Origin of the sequence: Superficieibacter electus (assembly GCF_002915575.1) — a bacterium.
Lineage (GTDB): Bacteria > Pseudomonadota > Gammaproteobacteria > Enterobacterales > Enterobacteriaceae > Superficieibacter > Superficieibacter electus.
Genome location: NZ_PQGD01000002.1, coordinates 252,612 through 279,493, shown reverse-complemented (window position 1 = coordinate 279,493; position 26,882 = coordinate 252,612). Strand labels below are relative to the sequence as shown.

The following is a 26,882-nucleotide window of genomic DNA, read 5'->3' as shown; positions in this document are numbered from 1 at the left end:
CATCGGGCCCGTAAGTTAATGTAATTGCGTCATACCCGTCGCCATCAAACCTGGGTTTCCAGCCAGTCGTCGAGGGTGTACAACGTTGCACCAGCAGCGGCCATCTCCATAAAGGCCACATTGCTGTCCTGCGGCTGAATATTGACGCCGCGGCAGCCATCAGTGATCACATTAACAGCGTAACCCAGCGTCAGGGCATCAAGTACGGTAAATTTGACGCAGTAATCGGTGGCCAGTCCCATAACGATCAGTGCGGTTACCTGCTTCTCACGCAGCCAGCTATCCAGACCGGTTTGCTGACGGTGCTCGTTATCAAAAAAAGCACTGTAACTGTCAATCAGCGGATTTTGCCCTTTACGAAAAACGGCTTCGATTGCTTTATGCTTTAACAGCGGATGGAGCTGTGCGCCTTCGCTATCCTGAACGCAGTGATCGGGCCAGAAGGTCTGGGGAATGCCATCCAGCATGCCGTCGGTAAAAGGCTCAACGCCTTGCTGGCTGGCGAAACTGCCGTGGTCTGCCGGATGCCAGTCCTGGCAGGCGACAACGTTCTCACCACGTCGATGGCACCAGTCAATCAGCGTATTCGCGACATCAACCGTGCTGTCACCTTCCGGGACGGCCAGCGCGCCACCCGCGCAGAAATCATTTTGTATATCGACCAGTAATAGTGCTCGTTGCTTCATTGTCACTCCTTCATTCATCCGGGGTCAGCTCACCGCGCAGGTTTTGCATCATCGCCGTACGAATGGCATCGGTGCTCAGCCCCTGGCTGAGCAGATAATGGAGCTTGGTCAGCGTGGCTTCTACCGTCATGTCGAAACCGCTGATGACCCCCGCATGGGCCAGCGCATTGCCGGTAGCATAGCCGCCCATATTAACCTTACCTGACATGCATTGTGTCAGGTTCACCACCACAATTCCGCGCTGGCTGGCGTCGGCCAGCTCCTGAAGAAACTCGGCATTCTGCGGCGCATTACCCACTCCGTAAGAGCGCAGGATCAAGGCTTTAACCGGCTGGCGCAGAAAGTTACGTACTACGTCTGCGGAAATACCCGGATAAATCGTCACTACCCCAATGGGTTGCGGTGTGATCGGATGGACGATAAGTTCGCCGGTTCCTCGTGGCGATGGCGGCGTTCCAAGACGGCGAATATGAATTCCGGCTTCCAGTAAAGGTGCCAGGTTAGGAGAGGCAAAGGCATCAAAACCATCGGCATGCGCCTTTGTCGTACGGTTACCACGATAGAGGCGATTATTAAAAAACAGCGCAACTTCATTAATGGGATAATTGGCGGCCACGTACAAGGCATTGAGCAGGTTAATTTGTCCGTCCGAGCGCAGCTCGGCCAGCGGGATTTGTGACCCTGTCACAATTACCGGTTTGCTCAGATTTTCCAGCATGAAAGAGAGGGCGGAGGCGGTGAAAGCCATGGTATCGGTGCCATGAAGGATCACGAATCCGTCATAGTTGTCGTAGTTCGCCTTAATGTCTTCAGCAATATGTTGCCAGTCCTGCGGCGTCATATCTGAAGAGTCCATCAGCGGCAGATATTCATGAATGGCGAAATCCGGCATTTCCGGACGATGGAACTCCGGCATTTGCGCCAGTTGCTGCTGGAGGTGCCCGGAAACAGGAATATAGCCCTGCTCGGAGCGTTGCATACCGATGGTGCCGCCAGTATAGGCGACGTAAATGGATTTCTTTTGCATAACGGCCTGGTCGCGTCTGTGAATGCGGGGAGTATAGCGTGGAGATAATGAAAACGGCAGTATCCTGACGGTTACAGCATTTAACAAGCTTCTCCTTTGCGTGAATAAAAAATAGTCGTTGATGCCGATATTAACCAAAGAGTGAGAACAGCGGAAGCAACGAGATACAGAAGAATGTATCAAATCTGACGTGGCAATCAGGAGAGGCTATTAAGTATGTTTCTGGATAAAAAACGATGCGCCGCCAGGGCGACGCATCGTGAAGTGACTAGCGAATGTTGGCGCAGGTTAAGCAAAACGCGTAGCGATTTTGCGGGTCGTTGAAGGCGGCGAGCTTGTCGCTTTCTTCTTTCACCACGCTTGCCGCGCCTGCCAGCGGGGCAGGCAGATACGCCTGCATCGCCTGTGGCAGCATGGCGCGCACAGACCCGGTCAGGCTGTCAATGACCATATTGAACATGCCAGGCTCTTCAACCAGGTAGTCCAGTTGCCACTGTTTAAGCTTCGCCAGTTCGGCGGCTTTAGCGATGGCATCGTCAAAATCACCAAGGCTGTCGACCAGACCGTTGTTTTTCGCATCCTGACCAGTCCAGACATGGCCCTGAGCAATCTTGTCGATTTGCTCTGGCGTACTCTTACGGGCAGCGGCAACCAGTGAGATAAAGCGCTGATAGCCGTTTTCAATGCTCAACTGCATGATCTGCTGCACTTCCGGCGGCAGATTTTTCGTAATGGAAACATCCGCCAGCGGTGAGGTTGCCACCCCGTCGGTGTGCACACCGATAGAATCGAGGCTGTTTTCTACGGTGTTTATCACGCCAAAGATGCCGATAGAGCCAGTCAGGGTGCTTGGGTTAGCGACGATATAGTTTGCTGGTGTGGAGATCCAGTAACCGCCGGACGCCGCCATACCGCCCATTGACACAACTACCGGTTTGCCCGCTGCTTTCGCCGCTGCCAGCTCAGCGCGGATCACTTCTGAGGCGCTGACGCTGCCGCCAGGGCTGTTAACCCGCAATACGATTGCTTTTACATCGTTGTCGAGGCGGGCTTCGCGGATTTGCGCGGCGGTGGTATCGCCACCCACATTACCCTGCGTCGCTTCGCCGTCCATGATGGCACCGTTTGCAAAGATGACCGCGATTTTGCCACCTTCCTGCGCCGGTTTTTTCAGCGCATAGTCATACATGCTGATGGCGCTGAAATCTTTGTCTTTATCGCTCCAGCCAAACTGTTTACTCAGCGCTTTTTCCATCTCGGCGCTGGAACCCAGTTCATCTACCAGTTTATTGTCGAGCGCATATTTCGCGGTATCGCCACCGGTTTTACGCAGGCCATCCAGCACGCCCTGCGCGCCGGGAAATACCTGCTGGGCGGAAATCTTGCGATTTGACGCAATCGTTGAGAGATAATTCTGCCACAGCTCGCCGATCCAGCGGCTGTCGGCTTCACGGGCCGCCGGGGACATATCGTCACGAATAAACGGCTCTACCGCCGACTTATAGGTACCAACGCGGAAAACGTGCGTAGTGACCTTCAGCTTATCCAGCAGGGACTTGTAATACAGGCCGTTGGTGGCAAAACCGTGTAAATCGACCGTACCCTGCGGCGAGAGCCAGATCTTATTGGCAAAACTGGCGAGGTAATATTGCCCCTGCGTGTAGCTATCGCCCACCGCATAGACCGGTTTGCCGCTGTCGCGGAACTCGCGCAGCGCTTTACCGATATATTGCATTGACGGCTGATCGGCACCGGCAAAATTTTTCAGATCCAGCACGATGCCGGTGATGTTGCGGTCTTCCTTTGCCTGACGGATCGAATGCACAATATCAAACAGCGAGTTTTCCTGTAACCGGTCAGAGTTAGCACCAAACAACTCGCGGGTTACCGCACTCAGCTTACTGGTGGGCGAGGGATTGTCGACGACAACACCGGTAATATCCAGCAGCAGTGCGCCACGCTGGGTATTTTCTTCCGGACCACTGGTCAGCTGCATCCAGATCCCGACGCACACCAGCAGCAGGAAAATAAACACTACATTCAGGACCAACTGGCGTACAAAGTTGAGTAAACGCCATGTCCACTTAAAAAATCCGGCTATATATCGCCAAAGGGTTCGCATGCAATCTCCCTGACCAAACAGAATGAAAAATTTGCCGTTTCGGCAAAATCGTGTGGCTATCCTAAATACACCGTCGCCACTTGTCAGCAGGAATCGCTGGCGGTGCTGTAACAAAACGCCTGTACATGTTAATTTTGTGAAGAATTAACATAACAGGAGTTAATTAATGGATGCACTTGAACTGCTCGTCAACCGTCGTAGCGCTTCACGACTGATCGATCCGGCTCCGGCAGGCGATCAACTGGAAAATATTCTGCGCGCCGGTATTCGCGCGCCAGATCACGGTACCCTGCAACCATGGCGGTTTTATATTGTAGAAGGTGAAGGGCGTCAGCGCTTCAGTGCGCTGCTGGAAAAAGGCGCGCTCGATGCGGGATCAGATGAAAAAGCCATCGACAAAGCGCGGAATGCGCCGTTCCGTGCGCCGATGATTATTGCCGTGGTGGCGAAATGCGAAGAGCACCATAAAGTCCCGCGCTGGGAACAGGAAATGTCCGCTGGCTGCGCGGTAATGGCAATGCAAATGGCGGCACTGGCACAGGGGTTTAATGGTATCTGGCGCAGTGGTCCGCTGACGGAAAGTTCTGTTGTTCGTGAAGGGCTGGAATGTCGTGCGCAGGACAAAATTGTCGGTTTTCTCTATTTAGGCACGCCGCAGTTAAAAGCTTCAACAACGATTGAACTGGCCGACACCGCTCCCTTTGTCCGCTATTTCTGACATCAACGGAAAAACTGTCTGGATTATGAGCGAAAGCAGCATGATTCAGACAGTAGTACTTATCACTGCCCGCTTCTGGCGCTACCATAGCGGCAGTGCATTGACAGGAGAGGTCCATGAGCGCGCAAGCTATTCGATTAACGCAATACAGCCACGGAGCAGGTTGCGGTTGTAAAATTTCCCCGAAGGTGCTGGAGACTATCCTGCACAGCGATCAGGCAAAGTTTATCGACCCCAGACTGCTTGTCGGTAATGAAACCCGCGACGATGCGGCGGTTTACGATTTAGGCAACGGTACGTCGGTCATCAGCACTACCGATTTTTTTATGCCTATCGTCGATAATCCTTTTGATTTTGGCCGTATCGCCGCCACCAATGCCATCAGCGATATTTTTGCCATGGGCGGGAAACCGATTATGGCCATCGCGATTCTGGGCTGGCCGATTGAGAAACTGGCTCCGGAGATTGCCCGTGAGGTCATCGAAGGCGGTCGTCATGCTTGTCAGCAGGCTGGTATTGCCCTTGCGGGCGGGCACTCCATTGACGCCCCTGAGCCTATTTTTGGCCTGGCGGTGACCGGTATCGTGCCGACCGAGCGGGTGAAGAAAAACAGCACCGCGCAGGTGGGCTGCAAACTCTATCTTACCAAACCGCTGGGGATTGGCGTCTTAACTACCGCTGAGAAAAAATCATTGCTCAAAGCGGAGCATCAGGGGCTGGCGACCGAAGTAATGTGTCGTATGAACCTCGCCGGCGCAGCATTTGCCGATCTTGAGAGCGTGAAAGCGATGACCGACGTCACTGGTTTCGGTCTGCTGGGGCATCTGAGCGAAATGTGCCAGGGCGCAGGCGTTCAGGCGCAGATCCGCTATGAAGATGTACCAAAACTGCCGGGCGTGGAGGAATATATTCAGCGTGGTGCGGTGCCGGGCGGCACCGGGCGCAACTATGCCAGCTATGGTCATTTAATGGGCGATATGCCGCAAGCATGGCGCGATCTCCTGTGCGATCCACAAACTTCCGGCGGGCTACTGCTGGCGGTGACGCCGGAAGGGGAAGCGGAAGTACAGGCCGCCGCCGCAGAGTTTGGCATCACGCTCAGCGCGATCGGCGAACTGGTACGCGCGCGCGCGGGACGACCGATGATCGAGATCCGTTAAGTCGATGCGGCTGTTTATTGCGGAAAAGCCAAGCCTGGGACGGGCGATTGCGGATGTGCTCCCAAAGCCGCATCGTAAAGGCGATGGCTTTATTGAGTGCGGTAATGGGCAGGTCGTCACCTGGTGTATCGGCCATCTTCTCGAACAGGCCCAGCCTGATGCGTACGATGGCCGCTATGCGCGCTGGAACCTCAACGATCTGCCTATCGTGCCGGAGAAGTGGCAGCTTCAGCCGAGGCCGTCGGTCACCAAACAGCTCAATGTTATCAAACGCTTTCTACATGAAGCCGAGGAAGTGATCCACGCGGGTGACCCGGATCGTGAAGGGCAGTTACTGGTCGATGAAGTGCTGGATTACCTGCAACTCGCGCCGGCAAAACGCCAGCAGGTGCAGCGCTGCCTGATTAACGACCTGAATCCGCAGGCCGTGGAACGCGCAATTTCGCGTCTGCGTGCCAACAGCGAGTTTATCCCGCTGTGCGTTTCCGCGCTGGCACGGGCGCGTGCCGACTGGCTTTACGGTATTAACATGACCCGGGCTTATACGATCCTTGGTCGCAACGCGGGCTATCAGGGCGTGCTGTCGGTAGGGCGCGTGCAGACACCGGTGCTCGGGCTGGTAGTTCGCCGTGATGAAGAAATTGAAAACTTCATTGCCAAAGATTTCTTTGATGTAAAAGCGCATATCGTCACGCCAAAGGACGAGCGCTTTACTGCGCTCTGGCAGCCGAGTGAAGCCTGCGAACCGTATCAGGATGAAGAAGGGCGATTGCTGCATCGTCCGCTGGCCGATCACGTCGTCAGCCGCATCGCCGGTCAGCCTGCAATCGTGACATCGTATAACGATAAACGGGAATCAGAACCTGCGCCGCTGCCGTTTTCCCTCTCCTCGCTGCAAATTGAGGCCGCCCGGCGTTTTAACCTCAGCGCGCAGAACGTGCTGGATATCTGCCAGAAGCTGTATGAAACCCATAAGCTCATTACCTACCCGCGCTCAGACTGCCGCTATCTGCCGGAAGAGCACTTTGCCGGACGTCATGCGGTAATGAATGCGATTGGCGTTCATGCGCCGGGCCTGCTGCCGCAGCCTGTGGTCGATGCTAATAAACGCAATCGCTGCTGGGATGATAAAAAAGTCGACGCCCACCATGCGATTATCCCTACGGCGCGCAGTTCCGCCGTCAATCTCAACGACCACGAAGCCAAAGTGTACGGTCTGATCGCCCGTCAGTATTTGATGCAGTTTTGCCCGGATGCGGTGTTCCGTAAGTGCGTGATTGAACTGGAGATCGCTAACGGCAAATTTATTGCCAAAGCCCGCTTCCTCGCCGATGCAGGCTGGCGCACGCTGCTCGGCTCTAAAGAGCGTGATGAAGAAAACGACGGCACTCCGCTGCCGGTGGTGGCGAAAGGCGATGAATTACTGTGTGAAAAAGGCGAAGTCGTGGAACGGCAAACCCAGCCGCCACGTCACTTTACCGACGCCACGCTGCTGTCTGCCATGACCGGGATCGCCCGTTTTGTACAGGATAAAGATCTCAAGAAGATCCTGCGCGCCACCGACGGACTTGGCACCGAGGCTACCCGCGCCGGGATCATCGAACTGCTGTTTAAGCGCAGCTTCTTGCATAAGCAGGGGCGCTATATTCACTCGACGGAAGCCGGCCGCGCGTTGATCCACTCTTTGCCTGAGATGGCGGCGAGGCCGGATATGACTGCCCACTGGGAATCGGTACTGACGCAAATCAGTGAGAAGCAGTGCCGCTATCAGGACTTCATGCAGCCGCTGGTCGGCACATTGCACGATCTGATCCATCAGGCTCGCAGCACGCCGGTCCGCCAGTTTCGTGGTATTGTCGCGCCGGCAGCGGATAAGAAAAAAGGGTTTCGTAAACGCAGCACGAAAAAAACGTCCCCACCTGATAATGGCGAGAATGCCGCAATACCATCTTAATATATTCTGAAAAACGCCTTCAGGAGCACGCGGCTCAAAGGCGTTTTTTTTAACCCTGATATTATGCCTGCCGACTTTTGGGCTGATATTCCACACTGCGCTGGAATAGATATATATTGGGTTAAATCCATGGTTGAAAAATATATATTAATGGTATTGCTCTTGCGCCCGACGTTATCCAGTGCCACAACGGATGCCGGTATTCCCGCCACAGCATTTCGGCGCGCAACGTTACAGGAAACCACCTGGCTGAACCAGCAGGCGAATTCACACTCCCTGCATTGCGCGGATATCTACGTTGCCAGTGAGATCCATTCGCTGATGAATTATTCACTCGCGCCGGTGGTAATGACGTTTTCTTCCCGCCCGTTATTTCCACAAGGAAGAATGATCTGCCAGCTTACTACCAGCCGTAACGTCCCCGGCTCTCTCGATCTTTTAGCTAAAGAGGAGGGTAGCGTAGGCAATACGCGCTATACGCTAACGCATACGGGCGTCAATGCCGATGGCTATATTGGCAATAGAGATGAAGGCTGGCATTTTGCCTGTGAAACCCGGGAAAGCGTCAACGATAACGAAGCCGATTTTCACGGTTGTTTCATCAATGATGAGAATTTTTATATTCAGAAAGTGCCGGAGTTAACCGCGCTGGAGGTGCCGGAAGGGTATCTGATTTCGGTCGGTAAGATGCGCTTTAATCCCATTGCACAGCTACGCATTGGTAATAGCCAATTTATTACTGCCGCTGATTTTCCCTTTATCTACGGTGATAACGCCGCGCAGGCGATAGCCAAACTGGAGAACAATACCCGCGTCAGTTGGTCATGGGGAGAACTGACGTCCAGCCGGGTCAGAACCAGCACGCTTTCTGCACAGAGCGTGACGCTTGCCCGGCCAGCGGTGGAAGTACTGGATCGTGCCTGGGACGGTTATCAGTAGTGAAGCGCCTCTTTTGACGGAGGCGCAACAAGGTTAAATCACACCCTGGACCAGCATGGCGTCCGCGACTTTTACGAAGCCCGCAATATTCGCCCCGCGCACGTAGTGGGTCTGTTTACCTTCACCACCGTATTCCACGCAGGCATGGTGAATGTCGAGCATGATATGGTGCAGGCGGGCATCCACCTTCTCCGCTTTCCAGCCCATACGCGCGGCATTCTGCGCCATTTCCAGTCCTGATGTGGCGACGCCGCCGGCGTTGGCCGCTTTGCCCGGCGCGAACAGAACACCCGCTTCAAGGAACAGATCGGTGGCTTCAATGGTGGTCGGCATATTTGCGCCTTCCGCCACCGCTTTTACGCCGTTGGCAATAAGCTGACGAGCCGCATCGACGTCCAGTTCGTTCTGCGTCGCGCACGGCAGGGCGATGTCCACCGGCACGTTCCACGGCTGCTGCCCTTCAAGATAGGTTAAACCAAATTCTTTGGCATAGGCGGCCACACGACCATCGCGGCTGGCTTTGATCTCCACCAGGCGGGCCAGTTTTTCTGCGGTAAAACCCGCTTCATCCACGACCGTGCCGCTGGAATCGGAAGCGGTGATGACCCGCGCACCCAACGACATCGCTTTTTCAATGGCGTATTGCGCCACGTTGCCCGAGCCAGACACCGCCACGCGCATACCTTCAAAACCAAGACCGTGACGTTTTAGCATCGCATCGGTGAAATAGACCAGCCCGTAGCCGGTCGCTTCCGGACGAATCAGGCTGCCGCCAAAGGAGAGACCCTTACCGGTGAACACACAAGCGGTATTGTTGGAGAGTTTTTTCATCATCCCGGCCATAAAGCCAACTTCGCGGCCACCGACGCCGATATCGCCCGCCGGTACGTCGGTGTCCGGACCAAGGTGACGGTACAATTCCGTCATCAGCGCCTGACAGAAGCGCATGACTTCGCCATCGCTTTTCCCTTTCGGATCGAAATCGCTACCGCCTTTACCTCCACCCATGGGCAGGGTGGTCAGGGCATTTTTAAAGGTCTGTTCGAAGCCGAGGAATTTCAGGATCGACAGGTTAACGGTAGGGTGGAAGCGCATGCCGCCTTTAAACGGACCGATGGCGGAGCTGAACTGTACGCGCCAGGCGCGGTTAACCTGCACCTGATTGCGGTCATCGACCCAGACGACGCGGAACTGGATCACGCGTTCGGGTTCAACCAGTCTTTCCAGCAGTGACAGTTCGCGGTAGCGGGGATTTTGTTCCAGGAACGGCCAAAGCGTGGTCATGACTTCACGTACGGCCTGAGCGAATTCTTTTTGCTCCGGATCGCGCTGTTGTACGCGGGCAAGGAAACTTTCCAGAGAGCGTGTCTGATCCATAGATATAAGAGCCTCTTATGATGTGATGGGTTGTATTTATTATGGTTGCGAAGAAAAAGTGACAGCTTTTCGACTATAACATTCGCGCCCGTGCGGGTTGCAAGAAAAAATTCCTGTAGCGGGCGAATTTATAATGGGACGCGCATCATAATAAAAAGTGATGGCAGCATATTTATCTGGCTTTGGTTATAGTACGTAATAAATACATTCAGGAATTAAATAATATGAAGATGATGATCGCTGCTGCTATTTTTGCCCTGGTCAGCGCCAGCGCGCAGGCTGAACCGCGTATTCGCCCGGATGTTGAGGTCAATGTCCCGCCAGACGTGTTCAGCACTGGCGGTCAGCGTGCGCAGCCCTGTAACCAGTGCTGCGTCTATCAGGATCAAAACTACTCCGAAGGTGCGGTGATAAAAACAGAAGGCGTGTTGCTTCAGTGCCAGCGGGACGAGAAAACCCTCAGCACTCATCCGCTGGTGTGGCGGCGCGTAAAAGCATAAACGCGTCTAATAAAGGGATATCAGCGGGGGCGAGTGGAAAACCCCGCGCGTCGGCCGGGACGCACCAGATCAAATCCTGATGTTCAATAGCGGTCAACGTGCCGCTAAACGCGGGCACATGCCAGGCGTGAAGATGGATAAGCCGCCCTGAAACCTCACGCTGGTGGCTGGCAACGTAATTCCCTACCGTCGCCTCAATACCCAGTTCTTCGCGCAGTTCGCGCACCAGCGCCTGCGGCTGGCTTTCGCCCGGCTCGACTTTACCGCCCGCAAATTCCCACAGGCCAGGCTGATCGGCGTGGGCAGGCCGCCTGGCGAGTAAAATTTTGCCATCACGTTCGATGATAGCGGCTACCACGTCGAGGGTTTTCATCGCTCAGACCTTAAACGTTGCCCATACCGGCGCGTGATCTGAGGGCTTTTCCATACTGCGGATGTCATAATCAATGCCCGTTTCCACGCAGCGCTCCGCCAGCGGGAGGCTTGCCAGCAGCAGGTCAATACGCAGACCGCGATTATCGTCAAACCCTTTTGAACGGTAATCGAACCACGAATAGCGATCGGCGGTTTCCGGGTTAGCCTGACGGAAGGTGTCTACCAACCCCCAGTCCAGCAGGCGCTGCATCCACTCGCGCTCTTCCGGCAGGAACGAGCACTTGCCAGTGCGCAGCCAGCGTTTACGGCTGTCTTCGCCAATACCAATATCCAGATCGGTCGGGCTGATATTCATGTCACCCATAATCAGCACTGGATTTTCTTTCTTCAGCTCGCTTTCCAGCAGGGTTTGTAAGTTCTGATAAAACTGTTCTTTGGCGGGGAATTTAAGCGGATGGTCGCGGCTTTCCCCCTGCGGGAAATAACCGTTGATCACGGTCACGTTGCCCAGCGGCGACGGCACCTCGGCAATAATAATGCGGCGCTGGGCCTCTTCACCATCATTTGGAAAACCACGGCGTACCGAGACCGGCGTTTCTTTGGTCAATAGCGCCACGCCGTAATGCCCCTTCTGGCCGTGATAAAAAACGTTATAGCCGAGTTTTGCCACTTCTTCGAGAGGAAACATGTCGTCATGTACCTTGGTTTCCTGCAAGCCGATCACATCCGGCTGATGCTTTTCGACAATTGCGGCAAGTTGATGCGGGCGGGCGCGCAGGCCGTTGATATTAAAAGAGACGAATTTCATAGTCGCTGCCACTGTGCTGGATGAGTTGAGTGGCGATGGTAGCAGAAATTACGTCGCGCCGCGCGAAGATCCCGCGCCTGGCTCACCGCGGTGCAGTAAGCGTGCGATATCAGTGCGCGACGCACCTTAATGAGGCGGCCATCTGCAAGAAATTTCGCAGGCGATCACATTTCCAGAATTATATTTTACGTATGAATAATATTTCTGATTATCAGGCGGTAAATCCACGTTTTAGCCTATTTATGCACTTTGTATGCAAATGTAGTGCATACCGCTCGGTTGTAACCCGTTGATATTCCGTTCACGCATCCGTTTTATGCATTTTTTTCGCTGGCTGGCACGATGCCTGCAATCTACATTTACAGCGCAAACACTCATGAATATTAACATTTCTTAAACTTTTTATTTACCGGATGAGGTCGCTATGTCTCAGTCAATCACGCGTGATAATTTTGATGAATGGATGATGCCCGTTTACGCACCGGCCTCATTTATTCCGGTGCGCGGAGAAGGTTCCCGCCTGTGGGATCAACAGGGCAAAGACTATATCGATTTTGCGGGCGGCATTGCGGTCAACGCGCTGGGGCATGCACATCCGGCCCTCAATCGTGCGCTCAAAGAACAGGCTGATAAATTCTGGCATACCGGCAACGGCTATACCAATGAACCGGTACTCAGACTGGCGAAACGCCTAATCGACGCGACCTTTGCGGACCGCGTTTTCTTCTGTAACTCCGGTGCGGAGGCAAACGAAGCGGCGCTCAAACTGGCGCGCAAATATGCCCACGACCATACTGGCCCGCACAAAAGCGGCATTGTGGCCTTTAATAATGCGTTTCATGGACGAACCCTGTTTACCGTCTCAGCCGGTGGGCAGCCCGCCTATTCCCGTGATTTTGCGCCGCTGCCGCCGGGTATCCGTCACGCCGTATTTAACGATCTGGCCTCGGCCCGGGAACTGATCAACGACGATACCTGCGCGGTGATCGTTGAGCCGATTCAGGGTGAGGGCGGCGTGGTGCCTGCTGAACCAGCGTTTTTGCGCGGCCTGCGTGAGCTGTGCGATCGCCATCAGGCGCTGCTGATTTTTGATGAAGTTCAGTCCGGGGTCGGGCGCACCGGTGAGCTGTACGCTTATATGCACTATGGCGTCACACCGGATTTGCTGACCACTGCTAAGGCGCTGGGTGGCGGCTTCCCTATCGGAGCGCTACTGGCGAGCGAAGCCTGTGCCAGCGTGATGACTGTCGGTACCCACGGCACTACCTACGGCGGCAATCCGCTGGCCAGCGCGGTGGCCGGAGAAGTGCTAACCCTGATCAATCGTCAGGAGGTACTGAACGGGGTTAAACAGCGCCATCAGTGGTTCTGCGAACGACTACAGGCTATCGGTCAGCAGACCGGCGTTTTCAAAGGCATTCGCGGTCTTGGCCTGCTGATTGGCTGCGTGCTGGACGATCGCTACGCCGGGCGGGCTAAAGAATTGAGTATGCTGGCGGCACAAGAGGGCGTGATGGTGCTGATAGCAGGGGGCAACGTGATTCGTTTCGCGCCTGCGCTGATCATCAGCGAAGAAGAGATTACAGCAGGTCTTGACCGCTTCACCCGCGCCTGCGAACGCTTTGTATCAGGAGGTTCATCATGATGATCATCCGTCCGGTTGCTCATGACGATCTGCCCGCGCTGGTGGCACTCGCCGGTAAAACCGGCGGCGGGCTGACCTCCTTGCCTGCCGATGAAGCCACGCTCTCAGCGCGAATTGACCGCGCACTTAACACCTGGCAGGACTCGATTGACCGTGGTGAACAGGGCTATGTTTTCGTCCTGGAAGACACTGACAGCGGCGAGGTGGCGGGGATTTGTGCCATCGAAGTGGCGGTGGGCTTAAACGATCCCTGGTACAACTATCGGGTCGGCACCCTGGTGCATGCGTCCAAAGAGCTCAATGTGTATAACGCGCTGCCAGCGCTATTTCTGAGTAATGACCATACCGGCAGCAGCGAATTATGTACGCTGTTTCTCGACCCTGCCTGGCGTAAAGACGGTAACGGCTACCTGCTGTCAAAATCACGATTTCTGTTTATGGCCGCCTTTCGCGATCGCTTCAATGAAAAAGTGGTCGCCGAAATGCGCGGCGTGATCGACGACAACGGCTACTCCCCCTTCTGGGAGAGCCTCGGCAAGCGCTTTTTTTCGATGGAATTTTCCCGTGCCGACTACCTGTGTGGTACTGGGCAGAAAGCGTTTATTGCTGAACTGATGCCCAGGCATCCTATCTATACCGACTTCCTCTCGCCCGAGGCCCGGGCAGTCATTGGCGAAGTGCATCCACAAACCGCACCAGCGCGTGCGGTGCTGGAAAAAGAAGGCTTTCGCTATCGCGACTATATCGACATTTTTGACGGTGGCCCAACGCTTGAATGCGACATCGACCGCGTTCGCGCCATTCGTAAAAGCCGACTGGTGGAGGTTGGTGAAGGCCAGCCAGCAGCGGGCGAGCAGCCGCTTTGCCTGGTCGCTAACGAACAGTATCACCACTTTCGCGCCATGTTGATTGAGGCTGACCCGCAGTGTGAGCGACTGCTCCTCAACGCGGCGCAAATGGATGCCCTGAAATGCCATTCGGGCGACCGGGTACGGCTGGTACGTCTGTGTGCTGAGGAGAAAAAACAATGAGCCAGTGGATTAACGGTGACTGGGTGACCGGTCGCGGTGCGCGACGCGTTAAACATAACCCGGTATCAACTGAGGTGGTGTGGCAGGGTTATAACGCCGATGCAGAGCAGGTGCTCCAGGCCGGCGGCGCGGCGCGGGCGGCGTTTCCCGGCTGGGCCAGACAGCCGCTCAGCGCGCGTCAGGCGATCGTGGAAAAATTTGCCTCGCTGCTGGAAAGCCATCAGCAGGCATTAACTGAAACCATCGCCAGAGAAACCGGAAAACCGCGCTGGGAGGCGGCAACCGAAGTGACGGCGATGATCAATAAGATTGCTATATCCATCAAAGCGTATCATGTGCGCACAGGGGAGCAACGTACCGGGATGCCTGACGGCGAGGCCACATTGCGTCATCGTCCGCACGGGGTGCTGGCGGTGTTCGGGCCTTATAACTTTCCAGGGCATTTGCCGAACGGCCATATTGTGCCTGCGCTGCTGGCGGGCAATACGGTGATTTTTAAACCCAGCGAACTGACCCCGGGCAGCGGCGAGGCGGTGGTGAAACTCTGGGAGCAGGCCGGCTTACCGCCCGGCGTGCTGAATCTGGTGCAGGGAGGGCGGGAAACCGGGGCGGCATTAAGTCAGTTGGCGGCGATTGATGGCCTGCTGTTTACCGGCAGTTCCGCCACCGGCGCACAGTTGCATCAGCAACTGGCGGGCCAGCCGCAGAAAATTCTTGCGCTGGAGATGGGCGGCAATAATCCACTGATCGTCGATGAGCCAGAGGATATTGATGCGGCAGTGCATCTGACCATTCAGTCCGCTTTTATAACGGCCGGGCAGCGCTGTACCTGCGCACGTCGTCTGCTGGTAAAACGCGGTGAACAGGGCGATCGATTCCTTACCCGGCTGGTTGAGATCGCGGGCGGTCTGCGTCCGGGCGCATGGGACGCTGAGCCACAGCCATTTATGGGCGGACTGATTTCTGAACAGGCCGCGCAGCGCGTTGTTCAGGCGTGGCAGCAGCATGCGGAAAATGGCGGCGTGACGCTGCTGGAGCCACGCTTGCTCCAGCCCAGTACCTCGCTGTTGACGCCTGGCATCATTGATGTCACCGGCGTGGCCAACGTGCCAGATGAAGAGGTTTTTGGCCCATTACTGTGCGTCTGGCGCTACGATGATTTCGCAGAGGCTATTCGCCTGGCAAATGCTACCCGCTACGGGCTGGCGAGCGGTCTGGTTTCAGGCGATCGACAGAAGTTTGAGCAACTGCTGCTCGAAGCGCGGGCCGGGATCGTCAACTGGAATAAACCGCTAACCGGGGCGGCCAGCACCGCGCCTTTTGGTGGCGTGGGGGCGTCCGGTAATCACCGGCCCGGCGCGTGGTATGCCGCCGATTATTGCGCGTGGCCGCTGGCAAGCCTCGAATCTTCTGCGCTGGCCTTACCCGCCACGTTGAGTCCGGGGCTGGATTTTACACATAAGGAGCAGCCATGAGCGCCAGGGAAGTCAATTTTGATGGTCTGGTCGGGCCGACCCACCATTACGCAGGTCTCTCATTTGGCAATGAGGCTTCAACAAAACACCGGCTTCAGTTTTCAAATCCAAAGCTTGCGGCGAAGCAGGGGCTGTTAAAGATGAAAGCGCTGGCGGACGCCGGATTTTTACAGGCCGTTATCCCGCCACAAGAGCGGCCCAATATTCCAGCGCTTCGTCAGCTCGGATTTAGCGGTAGCGACGCGCATATTATTGAAACCGTCGCAGCGCAGGCACCATGGCTGTTGTCATCGGTAAGCTCCGCTTCTTCAATGTGGGTCGCAAATGCCGCCACGGTATGTCCCTCTGCCGATGCTTTAGACGGTAAAGTTCACCTGACAGTTGCCAACCTTAATAACAAATTTCACCGTTCGTGCGAAGCGCCGACGACAGAAGCGGTATTACGCGCTATTTTTCCTGATAATGCCCGGTTCGCCATTCACGCCGCCCTGCCGCAGGTGGCGCTATTTGGCGATGAGGGGGCAGCAAATCATAACCGCCTCGGTGGTGAATATGGTCAGCCGGGCATCCAGCTTTTTGTCTACGGGCGGGAAGAGAGCGGCGTCGCCCGCCCGGAACGTTACCCGGCGCGTCAGACGCTGGAGGCCAGTCAGGCGGTGGCGCGACTTAATCAGATTGATCCTGCACGGGTTATTTTCGCCCGGCAAAATCCGGCGGTCATTGACCGGGGAGTTTTCCATAATGACGTTATCGCCGTCAGTAATCGCCAGGTGTTGTTCTGCCATGAAGAAGCCTTTGCCGATCAGCCCGCGCTGATGGAAACACTGCGCCAGCGTATTCCGGGTTTTATACCGCTTCAGGTCTCCGCCAGCGATGTCAGCGTGGATGAGGCCGTGGTGACGTATCTTTTCAACAGTCAGCTTCTCAGTAAAGCGGACGGCTCCATGTTACTGGTGCTGCCGCAGGAGTCGCAGCAGCATCCGCGTGTCTGGCGTTATCTGACCCGGCTACTGGAGGAAGATAACCCTGTCAATGAACTCAAGGTGTTCGATTTGCGTGAGAGCATGGCTAACGGCGGGGGACCGGCCTGCCTGCGCCTGCGTGTGGTCCTGACCCAGGAAGAACAGGCTCTGGTGAATCCGGCAGTAATGATGGATGAGACACTTTTCACTACGTTAAACCGCTGGGTGGATCGCTACTATCGCGACCGGTTAGTGCAGGCCGACCTGGCCGATCCCCACCTCCTGCGCGAAGGACGCGAGGCGCTGGATAACCTGACGCAGATCTTAAAACTGGGGTCTGTTTATCCCTTCCAGCGCTAAATGGAGGCAAGATGAATCATTTTCTGGCATTGACGCTGGCGGGCACCGCACCGCTGGCCACCCGGGGTGATACCCCCGGGTTTCGCTGGCGCTGGCTGGAGGAGGGCATACTGGAGTTAACGCCGCACCAGCCGGTGTCGCAGGCGCTGGTCCTCTCCGCGGGTATCCACGGCAACGAAACCGCGCCAGTGGAGATGGTGGATCGATTATTGAATGAATTGATGGCGGGCAGCATTCCCCTGCGCTGGCGGTTGCTGATTATCCTCGGCAATCCCGCCGCGCTGCGGGCCGGGAAACGCTATCTGCACGCCGATCTCAACCGGATGTTCGGCGGTCGCTGGCAGCAATTTCCGCGCAGCGGCGAGACGGCCCGCGCCGCGTTACTGGAAGAGACGGTTAGCCACTTTTTTGCCGAAGATGAACGAGCGTTACGCTGGCATCTGGATCTGCATACGGCAATCCGGGGTTCGCATCATGTCCGTTTTGGCGTGTTGCCCGTGCGAAACCAACCCTGGGATGCGGCATTTTTACGCTGGCTGGGAACGGCGGGGCTGGAAGCGCTGGTTTTTCATCAGCAGCCTGGTGGAACCTTCAGTCATTTCAGCAGTGAGCGTTTTACTGCACTGGCCTGTACGCTGGAACTGGGCAAGGCATTGCCGTTTGGCGAAAATGATCTTTCTCTTTTTGCCACTACTGGCCGGGCACTTAGTCATCTGGCTGCTGGTGAGTTGACGCAGGGGAGTTATGCTGAACCGCTGCGTTATCAGGTTGTACAGCAACTGACCCGACATGGCGCGAATTTTACCCTGCATATGTCAGCGAAAACACTTAATTTCACTGCATTTCCCCCCGGAACGTTGCTGGCTGAAGAAGACGGACGCTACTGGCGGGTCGGAAATGAAAACGAATATGTGCTTTTCCCAAATCCTGACGTTGCGCCAGGTTTGCGTGCGGGATTGATGCTAAAAAGGTTATCGTAAAGTAGCGACTTTAATTTACGCTCCGGCCAATTTTACCGGAGCTATTATTTTTATCGGTAATGCGGATTTATCCTGGTAAAGTGCTTTATTATTAATCAGCGTTGTTTTATACTTTTCATAATTACTTCACAATCAGTGCATTAACTATTTTTGCAATCACTCTCCATCTTTTTTTCATATTTTCTCCATAATTGATGAATAAACGTTTTTTACCCTTTCAATGCTTTACTCTGATAATGACTTATTGACGAAAAAGCGCGTAAAGTTAATATTGTCAATACGGCAAATACGCCGAAAGAATAACTGAAAGAAGGATAAAACCATGCGTAAATTAACTGCTCTGTTTGTTGCCTCTACCCTGGCGTTTGGCGCAGCGAATCTGGCCCATGCAGCAGACACCACCACCGCTCCGGGCGCAGGCAAAACAGCGCTACAGCACAAAGGGCCAATGGGGCCGCATCATGACATGATGTTCAAAGACCTGAACCTGACGGATGCGCAAAAACAGCAGGTTCGCGACATTATGAAAGCCCAGCGTGCTGAAATGAAACGCCCGCCGGTTGAGGAGTTGCGTGCCACCCACGCCCTGATCGCCAGCGACACCTTCGATAAGGCGAAAGCAGAAGCCCAGATCGACAAAATGCAGGCACAGCATAAGTCTCAGATGCTGGCACGCATGGAGGCACAGAACAAAATTTATAACATTCTGACCCCGGAGCAGAAAAAACAGTTTAATGCCAATTTTGAGAAGCGTCTGACAGAACATCACGCCGCAGACGGTAAAATGGCTCCGCCAGCTGAGTAAACTCGCTGACAAAATTCAAGACCGCCGGTCCTGCCCATAGCCTCTTCAGGCCGTGGGCAGGCCCGGCGGTTTTTCTTTTTATCACTTGCCTCCGGCTACCGACGCGGTATTCTCCTGAGGCTGGATCAACATTCCTGCCTTTCCGGGCTCCGTATGCGTTTTTCACTTTGTGGCAAGGTTATGTTAAGGCCAGCCGTTACGCTGCCGATAATTGACCCATAACCGATAATGATAAGCCGCTGTCAGCAACGGGCGGCATAGCACTACGCACTGTCCTTTCAGGAGTGATGATGGATTATTTTGATATGCGCACAATGCCGGTCAATTTATGGCGCAACGGTGCCGGCGAAACCCGCGAGCTCTGTTGCTTTCCTCCTGCGACTCGCGACTTTAACTGGCGGGCCAGTATTGCCTCCATTGCGGCAAGCGGTGAGTTCGCGGTTTTTCCGGGAACCGATCGGGTAATTACTTTGCTTGAAGGTGGAGAAATGACGCTGGATGCCGGCAGTGAATTTCGTCATACGTTGCGGCGCTTTCAGCCGTTTCGTTTTTCCGGCGAGCAAACGGTCCGCGCCCATCTTACGGAAGGGCATATGTCGATGGATTTCAACATCATAACCCGCCGCGATCGCTGCCAGGCGAAGGTGAGAGTTGCTGACCGCACGTTCACCACCTTCGGTTCGCGCGGAGGCGTGGTATTTGTCCTCAATGGCGCATGGCAGCTCGGCGATAAATTATTAACTGCTGAGCAGGGTGCTTACTGGCAGGATGGATCTCATACCCTGCGGTTACTGAAAACCGAGGGGCAACTGCTGTTTAGTGAGATTACCTGGCTACCGGGACATTAATTCGCTGATTTCGAAATTTCCCGCCATCAGGGGCTTGCAGAGAATTTTATAGCCATCCTGATCGAACCCGGCAGGGGTGCGTAATAAGGATGTCGCCTCGTCCGGGCTATTGACCGACCCGAGCCATAGCCAGTTATCAATAATATGATACTGGGTCATATCCGGGCCGCTTTCTTTCATTGCCACCGGGCCTTTCCACGGCCAGCATACGACCTGCAACCGTGCCAGGGCATCATGCAGTCGCTGATTGTGTTCCTCAATGCTTTCTTTACCGCAACAGGCTCCGGCACAACGTCGCAGAGCGGCACGAAAACAGGCGCGCCCGCGCGTCACCGATTCCAGACCGAGTAGCCCGTAACAGAGCTTGTGTTCATCGGCAATGCTCTGCAATGCGCCGAGCGCCGCACGCCGGTTAGCGAACAGGCCAAATAGCCCCGGCTGGTGGGAAAAATCAACTTCACGGGCGTAAACCACCTGCGGTTTGCCATCTACCATCAGCAGCGAACAAAGCTGGCGATTGCGTCGAAGACGTTTATTAAAGAGCGGCTGCTGCTCTTTGATCATCTGCGCTTCCAGTAGCAATGCACCAACTTCACCTGCGGTACGCAGCCAGGTGATCCGCCTCGACTGGCGCAGCATAGCGGCTTCAGCAGGGGTACGCAGATGCGAGAGTACCCGGCTGCGAATGTTAATGCTTTTGCCAATATACAGCGGCATGGCTTCACTTTCGCCATGAAAAAAGTAGACACCGGGCAATTTAGGCAACGCCTCAAGCCAGGGACGTAAATGCTCGGGATATTCATATATAGCCGCAGCTTCGAAATCGAGTCGCGGTGCTGAGGGACGCCTTGCCACATTTACTCCTGATACTGTTTACGCATACAGTATAGCAAGATAAATCTGGCGAAAAAAGAGGCGGGGTGAACGGGCCGGAGCAAAGCTCGGCCCGCAGAGAATTACTTTTTCCAGAAATCGTCAAACACGGTGATAGGCGGACGACGTTTATGTTCAGTTTTCAGATACCAGCCTTCAATAATTCGGGCGGTGCCTTCATCAACCGTTTTACCTTCAAGGTAATTGTCGATGTCTTCATACGTTACGCCAAGTGCGGCTTCATCCGGTAAAGAAGGACGATCATCCTCCAGGTCTGCTGTTGGCAGTTTTTTGTACAAATGCTCCGGACAGCCAAGCTGCGCCAGTAGCTGTTTGCCCTGACGTTTATTCAGACGGAACAGCGGGTTGATATCCGTTCCGCCATCGCCATATTTGGTAAAGAAGCCGGTTAACGCCTCGGCCGCATGATCGGTGCCAACGACCACGCCTTTCGTCATTCCGGCGATGCTATATTGTGCTTTCATCCGCTCACGCGCTTTTTCATTACCGCGAACGAAATCGCTTAATTCAATGCCGGCGTCACGCAACGCCTGTTCGCTGGCCAGCACCGCTCCTTTGATGTTTACCGTCAATACGCGATCGGGTTGAATAAATTCGATTGCATCCTGACAGTCCTGCTCATCAGCCTGAACGCCATAAGGTAGCCGCACTGCAATAAATTGCAGGTCATCGGCACTGTTTTCTGCGCGCAATTCATTAATGGCCTGCTGGCACAGTTTTCCGGCAAGCGTGGAGTCCTGCCCGCCACTGATCCCCAGCACCAGCGATTTAATGAAGGGATACGTCGTTAAATACGATTTCAGAAAATCCACGCTGCGACGAATCTCTTCTTGTGCATCAATCTGTGGTTTAGCGCCAAGCGCATGAATAATGTCCTGTTGCAAAGCCATGTCACCCCCCCGTAAGTAAATTCAGTTATGTCATCGACATTTCTGGACGATACCTTAAACCTACCTCTTCAGCGGTAAAACGACAAGAATTGAGCCGCCAGAGGAGGGTGATTGGTGCATTTTCGCCCTCATCCGCTGTTTTTTAAGGATATTTCCGAAAGACAGAGGATTTTCTCATGTAGGTTGAAAAATCCGGATATCTATTCCAGGCTTATAACACGCTGATAAACAAGAGGACGGAATATGAACAAGAATGTAGCAGGAATTTTAAGTGCAGCGGCAGTACTGACTATGTTGGCAGGGTGTACGGCTTACGATCGTACCAAAGACCAATTTACACAGCCGGTAGTAAAAGATATTAAGAAAGGGATGACGCGCCAGCAGGTACAGCAGATTGCAGGCCGCCCTTCTTCTGAAGTGTCCATGGTCCATGCCCGTGGTACCTGCCAGACCTATATCCTGGGTCAACGCGATGGTAAAACAGAAACTTATTTTGTCGCGCTTGATGATACCGGCCGGGTGCTCAACTCTGGTTACCAGACCTGTGCTGAGTACGATACCGATCCGCAGGCTCCGAAGCAGTAATATCCTTTCTCTGCCTGAGACAACGAAGAAACCGGCCCCTGAGCCGGTTTCTTTTTGTGCAGGAAATTCTTTTTTAATCGCGCGAATTATTTGGCCAAAATGTGAGGGGCATCAAGGCAACAGGTCAATGAGAGACAATTCAAGTGCCTCAGGCATTATCACCGTCCAGTAGAACCTCGTATACTTATGTCAGGCAAAACAATATTATTTAGAATTGCCATCGACGACAAAGCGAGATTAATAATTCGCCGTACAAAAATTGTTCGTAAAATTATGGAGGGTTTTATGGAGAAGAAAAAAATCTATTTATTTTGCTCCGCAGGGATGTCCACTTCTCTGTTGGTATCAAAAATGCGTGCTCAGGCAGAAAAATATGAAGTGCCGGTAACCATTGAAGCTTTTCCTGAATCACTGGCAGCAGATAAAGGGCCTGAAGCTGATGTTATTTTACTCGGGCCGCAAATTGCTTATATGTTATCAGACATTAAAAATGTCGTGCCGAACAAACCCATTGAGGTTATTGACTCGATTCTGTATGGAAAAGTCGACGGTCTGGGGGTATTGAAATCCGCCGTCGCAGCGATAAAAAAAGCAGCAGTACATTAATTTTATTTATTTTTCCCGTCAAAGAGTAATTTCATATTTCAGCGCCGCAATATTCTATTGCGGCATTATAGGATGTTATGTATGAGCAAAGCTATAGATTCACTCGAGAAGGTACTTTTGCCCTTTGCTGTGAAATTAGGCAAGCAGGTGCATGTTAATGCGATTAAAAATGGCTTTATTCGCTTAATGCCATTAACGCTTGCAGGCGCAATGTTTGTTCTGATTAATAATGTATTCTTGAGTTTTGGTGAGGGTTCATTTTTTTACTCCTTAGGCATCCGTCTGGATGCTTCAACTATTCAAACATTAGAAGGCTTTAAGGTCATTGGTGGCAGCGTTTATAACGGTACGCTGGGTATTATGTCGCTGATGACGCCGTTCTTTATCGGGATGGCGCTGGCCGAGGAACGTAAAGTTGACCCGCTGGCAGCAGGTTTGCTGTCTATTGCTTCTTTTATGACAGTCACCCCTTTTGCTGTTGGAGAGGCGTATGCCGTCGGTGCGAACTGGCTGGGCGGGCAGAACATCATTTCCGGTATTATCATCGGGCTGGTGGTCGCTGAGATCTTTACCTTTATCGTGCGCCGTAACTGGGTCATCAAATTGCCGGATAGCGTGCCTGCATCAGTTTCGCGCTCGTTTTCCGCCCTGATTCCAGGTTTTATTATTCTGCTCATTATGGGTTTTGTCGCCTGGGGACTGACACTCATCGGCAGCAATTTCCACCAGATTATCATGGACAGCGTTTCTAAACCGCTGGCCTCAATGGGGAGCGTCGTAGGCTGGGCTTATGTGGTGTTTAACGCGCTGCTGTGGTTCTTTGGTGTTCACGGTGGACTGGCGTTGACGGCGCTGAACAGCGGTATTCTTGGCCCATGGGGCATGGAAAATATGGCGACCTATACCCAGTATGGGTCGGTTGATGCGGCGATTGCTGCCGGTAAAACTTTCCATTTCTGGACCGGACCGATGCTGGAATCGTACATTTTCCTTGGCGGTACGGGGGCCACATTAGGTCTTATTCTGGCGATTTTCATCGCTTCACGACGCGCGGATCACCGCCAGGTAGCGAAGCTGGCGCTGCCGTCAGGTCTGTTCAATATCAATGAACCGATTCTGTTCGGTATGCCGATCATCATGAACCCATTGATGATGATCCCCTTTGTGCTGATCCAGCCTATTCTGGCAGGTATCACACTGGCGGCCTATTCACTGGGCCTGATCCCACCGTCAACCAATTTCGCGCCATGGACAATGCCGCCTGGACTGGGTGCGTTCTTTAACTCAAACGGTAGTATTGGTGCGCTGATTCTGGCCCTGTTTAACCTGGGCGTGGCGACGCTGTTCTATCTGCCTTTCGTGATCATCTCCAACAAAGCCCAGACGGTCATTGAGGAAGAAGAAAGCGAAGAAGACATCCGTAACGCGCTGTCGTTCTAATCTCCACCGGAGCGGAGGACACTCCGCTCGTTGCTTAAAGGAAAGTTTGTATGTTTGATTTGGAAGAGATCACTGAGGCGGATACCGCAGCCGAAGAACTGGAAGAGGTAGTCATGGGGCTGATTATCAACTCAGGCTCTGCCCGCAGTCAGGCTTATGCCGCGTTGAAAAAAGCGAAAGAGGGTGATTTTATCGCGGCCAACGAGCTGATGGCGCAATCCCGGCTGGCCCTTAATGAGGCGCATCGTGTTCAGACACAGCTCATTGAGAGCGATCAAGGTCAGGGCATAATGAAAGTTAGTCTGGTACTGGTGCATGCTCAGGACCATCTCATGACCTCTATGCTTGCCCGTGAGCTTATCGCCGAGCTCATTGAGCTGCATGAGAAAATGCAATAGGCTTGGGAAAGCCGGGTAACAGGAGAGTGCGATGGAAATCAAAACGGTACGCGCAAGTCAATTTTTGAACAGTGAAGATTTTCATATGTTCATTTTTGATAAAGTTGAGAGCGTCAGTGGGTTACATCAGCACGATTACTACGAGTTTACCATTGTTCTGACGGGCAGCTGCTATCAGGAAATCAATGGTAAACGGGTATTGCTCGAACGAGGGGATTTCGTCTTTATCCCCATCGGCTCGCATCATCAAACGTTTTATGAATTCGGCATGACGCGTATTTTAAATATGGGGATCAGCCGTTCCTTTTTTGATGAGCATTACCTGTATTTGTTACCCTTTTGTTTTGTTGCATCTCAGAAGTATCATATTAAGAAGGAATTTCTCACTTATCTTGAATCGGTTATTGCGTCACTCGATTTTCGTGATAATGAATTTGATGAATTCAATAAGCTGTTAACGTTCTACATTGTTAATCGTCTACAGCATTATAAAGAGCAGGTTGAGGATGATGATATCCCCGTCTGGCTCCGACGCACCGTGAAAGAAATGCATGATAAGGCCATGTTTGGTGAGAATGCGCTGGAGAAGATGATTGCGATTTCCGGTAAAAGCCAGGCTTATCTCACGCGCTCTACGCAAAAGTACTACAACAAAACGCCGGTACAAATCATTAATGAAATCAGAATTAATTTCTGTAAAAAGCAACTGGAAACGACCAATTTTTCGGTTGCTGATATCGCGTTTGATTCCGGGTTTAGTAGCCCCTGTATTTTTATTAAGACGTTTAAAAAATTAACCTCGTTTACCCCGGGTTCATATCGCAAACAGTTTTGTGGCGGTTAATGAAAAACGCTGCATAATTTTTAATTATCAATTTATCAAAAATGATTCTGCTAAATGATGTATGTAAATAATCATTTACTGGAAGGGAGATTATATGAAAACATTAAAAGTTGTCACCATTGGTGGCGGCAGTAGTTATACGCCGGAATTACTCGAAGGCTTTATTAAACGTTATAATGAACTGCCCGTAAGTGAATTGTGGCTGGTGGATGTAGAAGAAGGCCGGGAGAAGCTGGATATTATTCATAACCTTTGTCAAAGGATGGTAGAAAAAGCTGGGGTACCGCTTAAGGTCTATAAAACGCTGGACCGCCGTCAGGCGTTGCAGGGGGCTGATTTCGTGACGACGCAACTGCGCGTTGGTCAGTTGAAAGCACGCGAAAAAGACGAGCGTATTCCGCTGAGCCATGGCTATCTGGGACAGGAAACTAACGGCGCTGGTGGCCTGTTTAAAGGGCTACGTACCATTCCGGTCATTTTCGATATTATTAAAGACGTTGAAGAAATTTGCCCGAACGCGTGGATTGTTAACTTCACCAACCCGGCGGGTATGGTGACCGAAGCGGTATACCGCCACACCAATTTCAGACGTTTTATCGGCGTGTGTAACGTGCCTGTTGGCATGAAAATGTTCATTCGCGATGTCCTGAAACTGGAAGAGAGCGACGATCTGTCCATCGATCTGTTTGGTCTGAACCACATGGTCTTTGTTAAAGAGGTGCTGGTTAACGGTCAGTCGCGCTTTGCGGAACTGATCGACGGTGTGGCCTCCGGTACTCTGACCGCCAGAACCGTTAAGAACATTTTTGGCCTGCCGTTTAATGAAGGGCTTATCCGCGCGCTCAATCTGCTGCCGTGTTCTTATTTGCAGTATTACTTCAAGCATAAAGAAATGCTGGCAATCGAAATAGGTGAGTTTTACAAAGGCGGGGCGCGGGCTCAGGTCGTACAGCAGCTCGAAAAACAGCTTTTTGAATTATATAAAGATCCAAACCTCAATGTTAAGCCGGCGGAACTGGAACAGCGCGGTGGGGCATACTACTCTGACGCAGCGTGTGAAGTCATTAACGCCATTTACAATGATAAGCAAACCGAGCACTACATCAATATTCCGCATCAGGGATGCGTGCAGAATATCCCGCACGACTGGACGGTCGAGATGACCTGCCTGCTGGGGCGCAACGGGGCGACGCCACACCCACGCATTACCCATTTTGACGAAAATGTGTTGGGTCTGATCCACTCCATTAAGTGCTTTGAGATTGCGGCAAGCAAGGCGGCACTGAGCGGCGAATTTAATGATGCGTTGTTGGCACTCAACCTGAACCCGTTAATGCGCTCCGATACTGATGCGCAAGTATTAATTCAGGAATTGCTACTGGCGCATCAGGAGCATCTGCCCCGGTTTGCGAAGGCCATCGCTGCACTTAAATAACTGTGTGAAAGAAAGGAG

General features: G+C 53.3%; 26 protein-coding genes. 18 read left to right on the top strand and 8 right to left on the bottom strand.

Going from position 1 to position 26,882, the window contains the following annotated elements; all coding sequences use genetic code 11:
* Positions 1-44: 44 nt before the first annotated feature.
* The 3 genes from pncA to sppA form a co-directional block, all read right to left on the bottom strand.
* Positions 45-686, bottom strand: coding sequence for a bifunctional nicotinamidase/pyrazinamidase (gene pncA, locus CHU32_RS03390; protein ID WP_103677763.1), 642 nt, complete (start codon positions 684-686; stop codon positions 45-47).
* 10 nt (positions 687-696) lie between these two features.
* A complete protein-coding gene (ansA, locus tag CHU32_RS03385; RefSeq protein ID WP_103677762.1) occupies positions 697-1,713 on the bottom strand; it encodes an asparaginase in 1,017 nt (338 codons plus the stop codon).
* A gap of 268 nt (positions 1,714-1,981) precedes the next feature.
* The gene (gene sppA / locus CHU32_RS03380) at positions 1,982-3,835 is read right to left on the bottom strand and encodes a signal peptide peptidase SppA (protein WP_103677761.1); all 1,854 of its coding nucleotides are present in this window, start codon (positions 3,833-3,835) and stop codon (positions 1,982-1,984) included.
* Between the two features lie 166 nt (positions 3,836-4,001).
* Between sppA and CHU32_RS03375 the strand changes: the two genes are divergently transcribed.
* The 4 genes from CHU32_RS03375 to CHU32_RS03360 all read left to right on the top strand — a co-directional run bounded on the left by CHU32_RS03375 (position 4,002) and on the right by CHU32_RS03360 (position 8,606).
* Complete coding sequence (locus tag CHU32_RS03375) at positions 4,002-4,553, top strand: NAD(P)H nitroreductase (protein ID WP_103677760.1); 552 nt, start codon at positions 4,002-4,004, stop codon at positions 4,551-4,553.
* Positions 4,554-4,669: 116 nt separating this feature from the next.
* Positions 4,670-5,713 (top strand): selenide, water dikinase SelD, encoded by a 1,044-nt coding sequence (selD, locus tag CHU32_RS03370; RefSeq protein ID WP_103677759.1) that lies wholly within the window; start codon positions 4,670-4,672, stop codon positions 5,711-5,713.
* Between the two features lie 4 nt (positions 5,714-5,717).
* Positions 5,718-7,667 (top strand): DNA topoisomerase III, encoded by a 1,950-nt coding sequence (locus CHU32_RS03365; protein ID WP_103677758.1) that lies wholly within the window; start codon positions 5,718-5,720, stop codon positions 7,665-7,667.
* 129 nt (positions 7,668-7,796) lie between these two features.
* Complete coding sequence (locus tag CHU32_RS03360; protein WP_103677757.1) at positions 7,797-8,606, top strand: hypothetical protein; 810 nt, start codon at positions 7,797-7,799, stop codon at positions 8,604-8,606.
* A gap of 33 nt (positions 8,607-8,639) precedes the next feature.
* Here CHU32_RS03360 and gdhA read toward each other — a convergent pair whose 3' ends face one another.
* Positions 8,640-9,983: an NADP-specific glutamate dehydrogenase gene (gdhA, locus tag CHU32_RS03355; protein WP_103677756.1), complete on the bottom strand. Its 1,344-nt coding sequence runs from the start codon at positions 9,981-9,983 to the stop codon at positions 8,640-8,642.
* Positions 9,984-10,219: 236 nt separating this feature from the next.
* Here gdhA and CHU32_RS03350 point away from each other — a divergent pair, with 236 nt between their 5' ends.
* Entirely contained in the window at positions 10,220-10,483 is a 264-nt protein-coding gene (locus tag CHU32_RS03350; protein ID WP_103677852.1) for a YnjH family protein, read from the top strand.
* Here CHU32_RS03350 and CHU32_RS03345 read toward each other — a convergent pair.
* Together CHU32_RS03345 and xthA are read right to left on the bottom strand one after the other, a co-directional pair.
* Positions 10,443-10,856, bottom strand: a complete 414-nt coding sequence (locus CHU32_RS03345; RefSeq protein ID WP_103677755.1) for a pyrimidine (deoxy)nucleoside triphosphate diphosphatase — start codon at positions 10,854-10,856, stop codon at positions 10,443-10,445. The two genes, CHU32_RS03350 and CHU32_RS03345, sit on opposite strands and share 41 nt — an antisense overlap.
* 3 nt (positions 10,857-10,859) lie before the next feature.
* Positions 10,860-11,666, bottom strand: a complete 807-nt coding sequence (xthA, locus tag CHU32_RS03340; protein ID WP_103677754.1) for an exodeoxyribonuclease III — start codon at positions 11,664-11,666, stop codon at positions 10,860-10,862.
* 424 nt (positions 11,667-12,090) lie between these two features.
* Between xthA and astC the strand changes: the two genes are divergently transcribed.
* From astC to ves, 7 genes are all read left to right on the top strand, one after another.
* Entirely contained in the window at positions 12,091-13,311 is a 1,221-nt protein-coding gene (gene astC / locus CHU32_RS03330; protein WP_103677752.1) for a succinylornithine/acetylornithine transaminase, read from the top strand.
* Positions 13,308-14,342: an arginine N-succinyltransferase gene (gene astA, locus CHU32_RS03325; RefSeq protein WP_103677751.1), complete on the top strand. Its 1,035-nt coding sequence runs from the start codon at positions 13,308-13,310 to the stop codon at positions 14,340-14,342. Before astC ends, astA begins: the two co-directional genes overlap by 4 nt.
* Positions 14,339-15,817 carry a succinylglutamate-semialdehyde dehydrogenase gene (astD, locus tag CHU32_RS03320; protein ID WP_103677750.1) on the top strand — a complete coding sequence of 493 codons (1,479 nt, stop codon included), beginning with the start codon at positions 14,339-14,341 and terminating at the stop codon, positions 15,815-15,817. The genes astA and astD overlap by 4 nt, the downstream gene beginning before the upstream one ends.
* The gene (gene astB, locus CHU32_RS03315; protein ID WP_103677749.1) at positions 15,814-17,139 is read left to right on the top strand and encodes an N-succinylarginine dihydrolase; all 1,326 of its coding nucleotides are present in this window, start codon (positions 15,814-15,816) and stop codon (positions 17,137-17,139) included. The genes astD and astB overlap by 4 nt, the downstream gene beginning before the upstream one ends.
* An 11-nt stretch (positions 17,140-17,150) precedes the next feature.
* Positions 17,151-18,119 (top strand): succinylglutamate desuccinylase, encoded by a 969-nt coding sequence (astE, locus tag CHU32_RS03310; RefSeq protein WP_103677748.1) that lies wholly within the window; start codon positions 17,151-17,153, stop codon positions 18,117-18,119.
* A gap of 322 nt (positions 18,120-18,441) precedes the next feature.
* Entirely contained in the window at positions 18,442-18,924 is a 483-nt protein-coding gene (gene spy / locus CHU32_RS03305; protein ID WP_103677747.1) for an ATP-independent periplasmic protein-refolding chaperone Spy, read from the top strand.
* Between the two features lie 290 nt (positions 18,925-19,214).
* Positions 19,215-19,772, top strand: a complete 558-nt coding sequence (gene ves / locus CHU32_RS03300; RefSeq protein ID WP_103677746.1) for an environmental stress-induced protein Ves — start codon at positions 19,215-19,217, stop codon at positions 19,770-19,772.
* Here the strand turns inward: ves and cho are convergent.
* Complete coding sequence (gene cho, locus CHU32_RS03295; RefSeq protein WP_103677745.1) at positions 19,758-20,627, bottom strand: excinuclease Cho; 870 nt, start codon at positions 20,625-20,627, stop codon at positions 19,758-19,760. The two genes, ves and cho, sit on opposite strands and share 15 nt — an antisense overlap.
* A gap of 101 nt (positions 20,628-20,728) precedes the next feature.
* On the bottom strand, positions 20,729-21,556 hold the full coding sequence (gene nadE, locus CHU32_RS03290; RefSeq protein WP_103677744.1) for an ammonia-dependent NAD(+) synthetase: 828 nt from the start codon (positions 21,554-21,556) through the stop codon (positions 20,729-20,731).
* 243 nt (positions 21,557-21,799) lie between these two features.
* On the opposite strand from nadE, the gene osmE reads away from it, so the two are divergent.
* The 6 genes from osmE (at position 21,800) to CHU32_RS03260 (ending at position 26,864) form a co-directional block, all read left to right on the top strand.
* Positions 21,800-22,141 (top strand): osmotically-inducible lipoprotein OsmE, encoded by a 342-nt coding sequence (osmE, locus tag CHU32_RS03285; protein WP_103677743.1) that lies wholly within the window; start codon positions 21,800-21,802, stop codon positions 22,139-22,141.
* Positions 22,142-22,426: 285 nt separating this feature from the next.
* Positions 22,427-22,747, top strand: coding sequence for a PTS sugar transporter subunit IIB (locus CHU32_RS03280; protein WP_103677742.1), 321 nt, complete (start codon positions 22,427-22,429; stop codon positions 22,745-22,747).
* An 81-nt stretch (positions 22,748-22,828) separates the two neighbouring features.
* Positions 22,829-24,187: a PTS N,N'-diacetylchitobiose transporter subunit IIC gene (gene chbC, locus CHU32_RS03275; protein ID WP_103677741.1), complete on the top strand. Its 1,359-nt coding sequence runs from the start codon at positions 22,829-22,831 to the stop codon at positions 24,185-24,187.
* A 50-nt stretch (positions 24,188-24,237) separates the two neighbouring features.
* A complete protein-coding gene (gene chbA, locus CHU32_RS03270; RefSeq protein WP_103677740.1) occupies positions 24,238-24,585 on the top strand; it encodes a PTS N,N'-diacetylchitobiose transporter subunit IIA in 348 nt (115 codons plus the stop codon).
* Positions 24,586-24,616: 31 nt separating this feature from the next.
* Complete coding sequence (gene chbR, locus CHU32_RS03265) at positions 24,617-25,429, top strand: transcriptional regulator ChbR (protein ID WP_103677739.1); 813 nt, start codon at positions 24,617-24,619, stop codon at positions 25,427-25,429.
* Between the two features lie 94 nt (positions 25,430-25,523).
* Positions 25,524-26,864 (top strand): 6-phospho-beta-glucosidase, encoded by a 1,341-nt coding sequence (locus tag CHU32_RS03260; protein WP_103677738.1) that lies wholly within the window; start codon positions 25,524-25,526, stop codon positions 26,862-26,864.
* Positions 26,865-26,882: the final 18 nt, after the last annotated feature.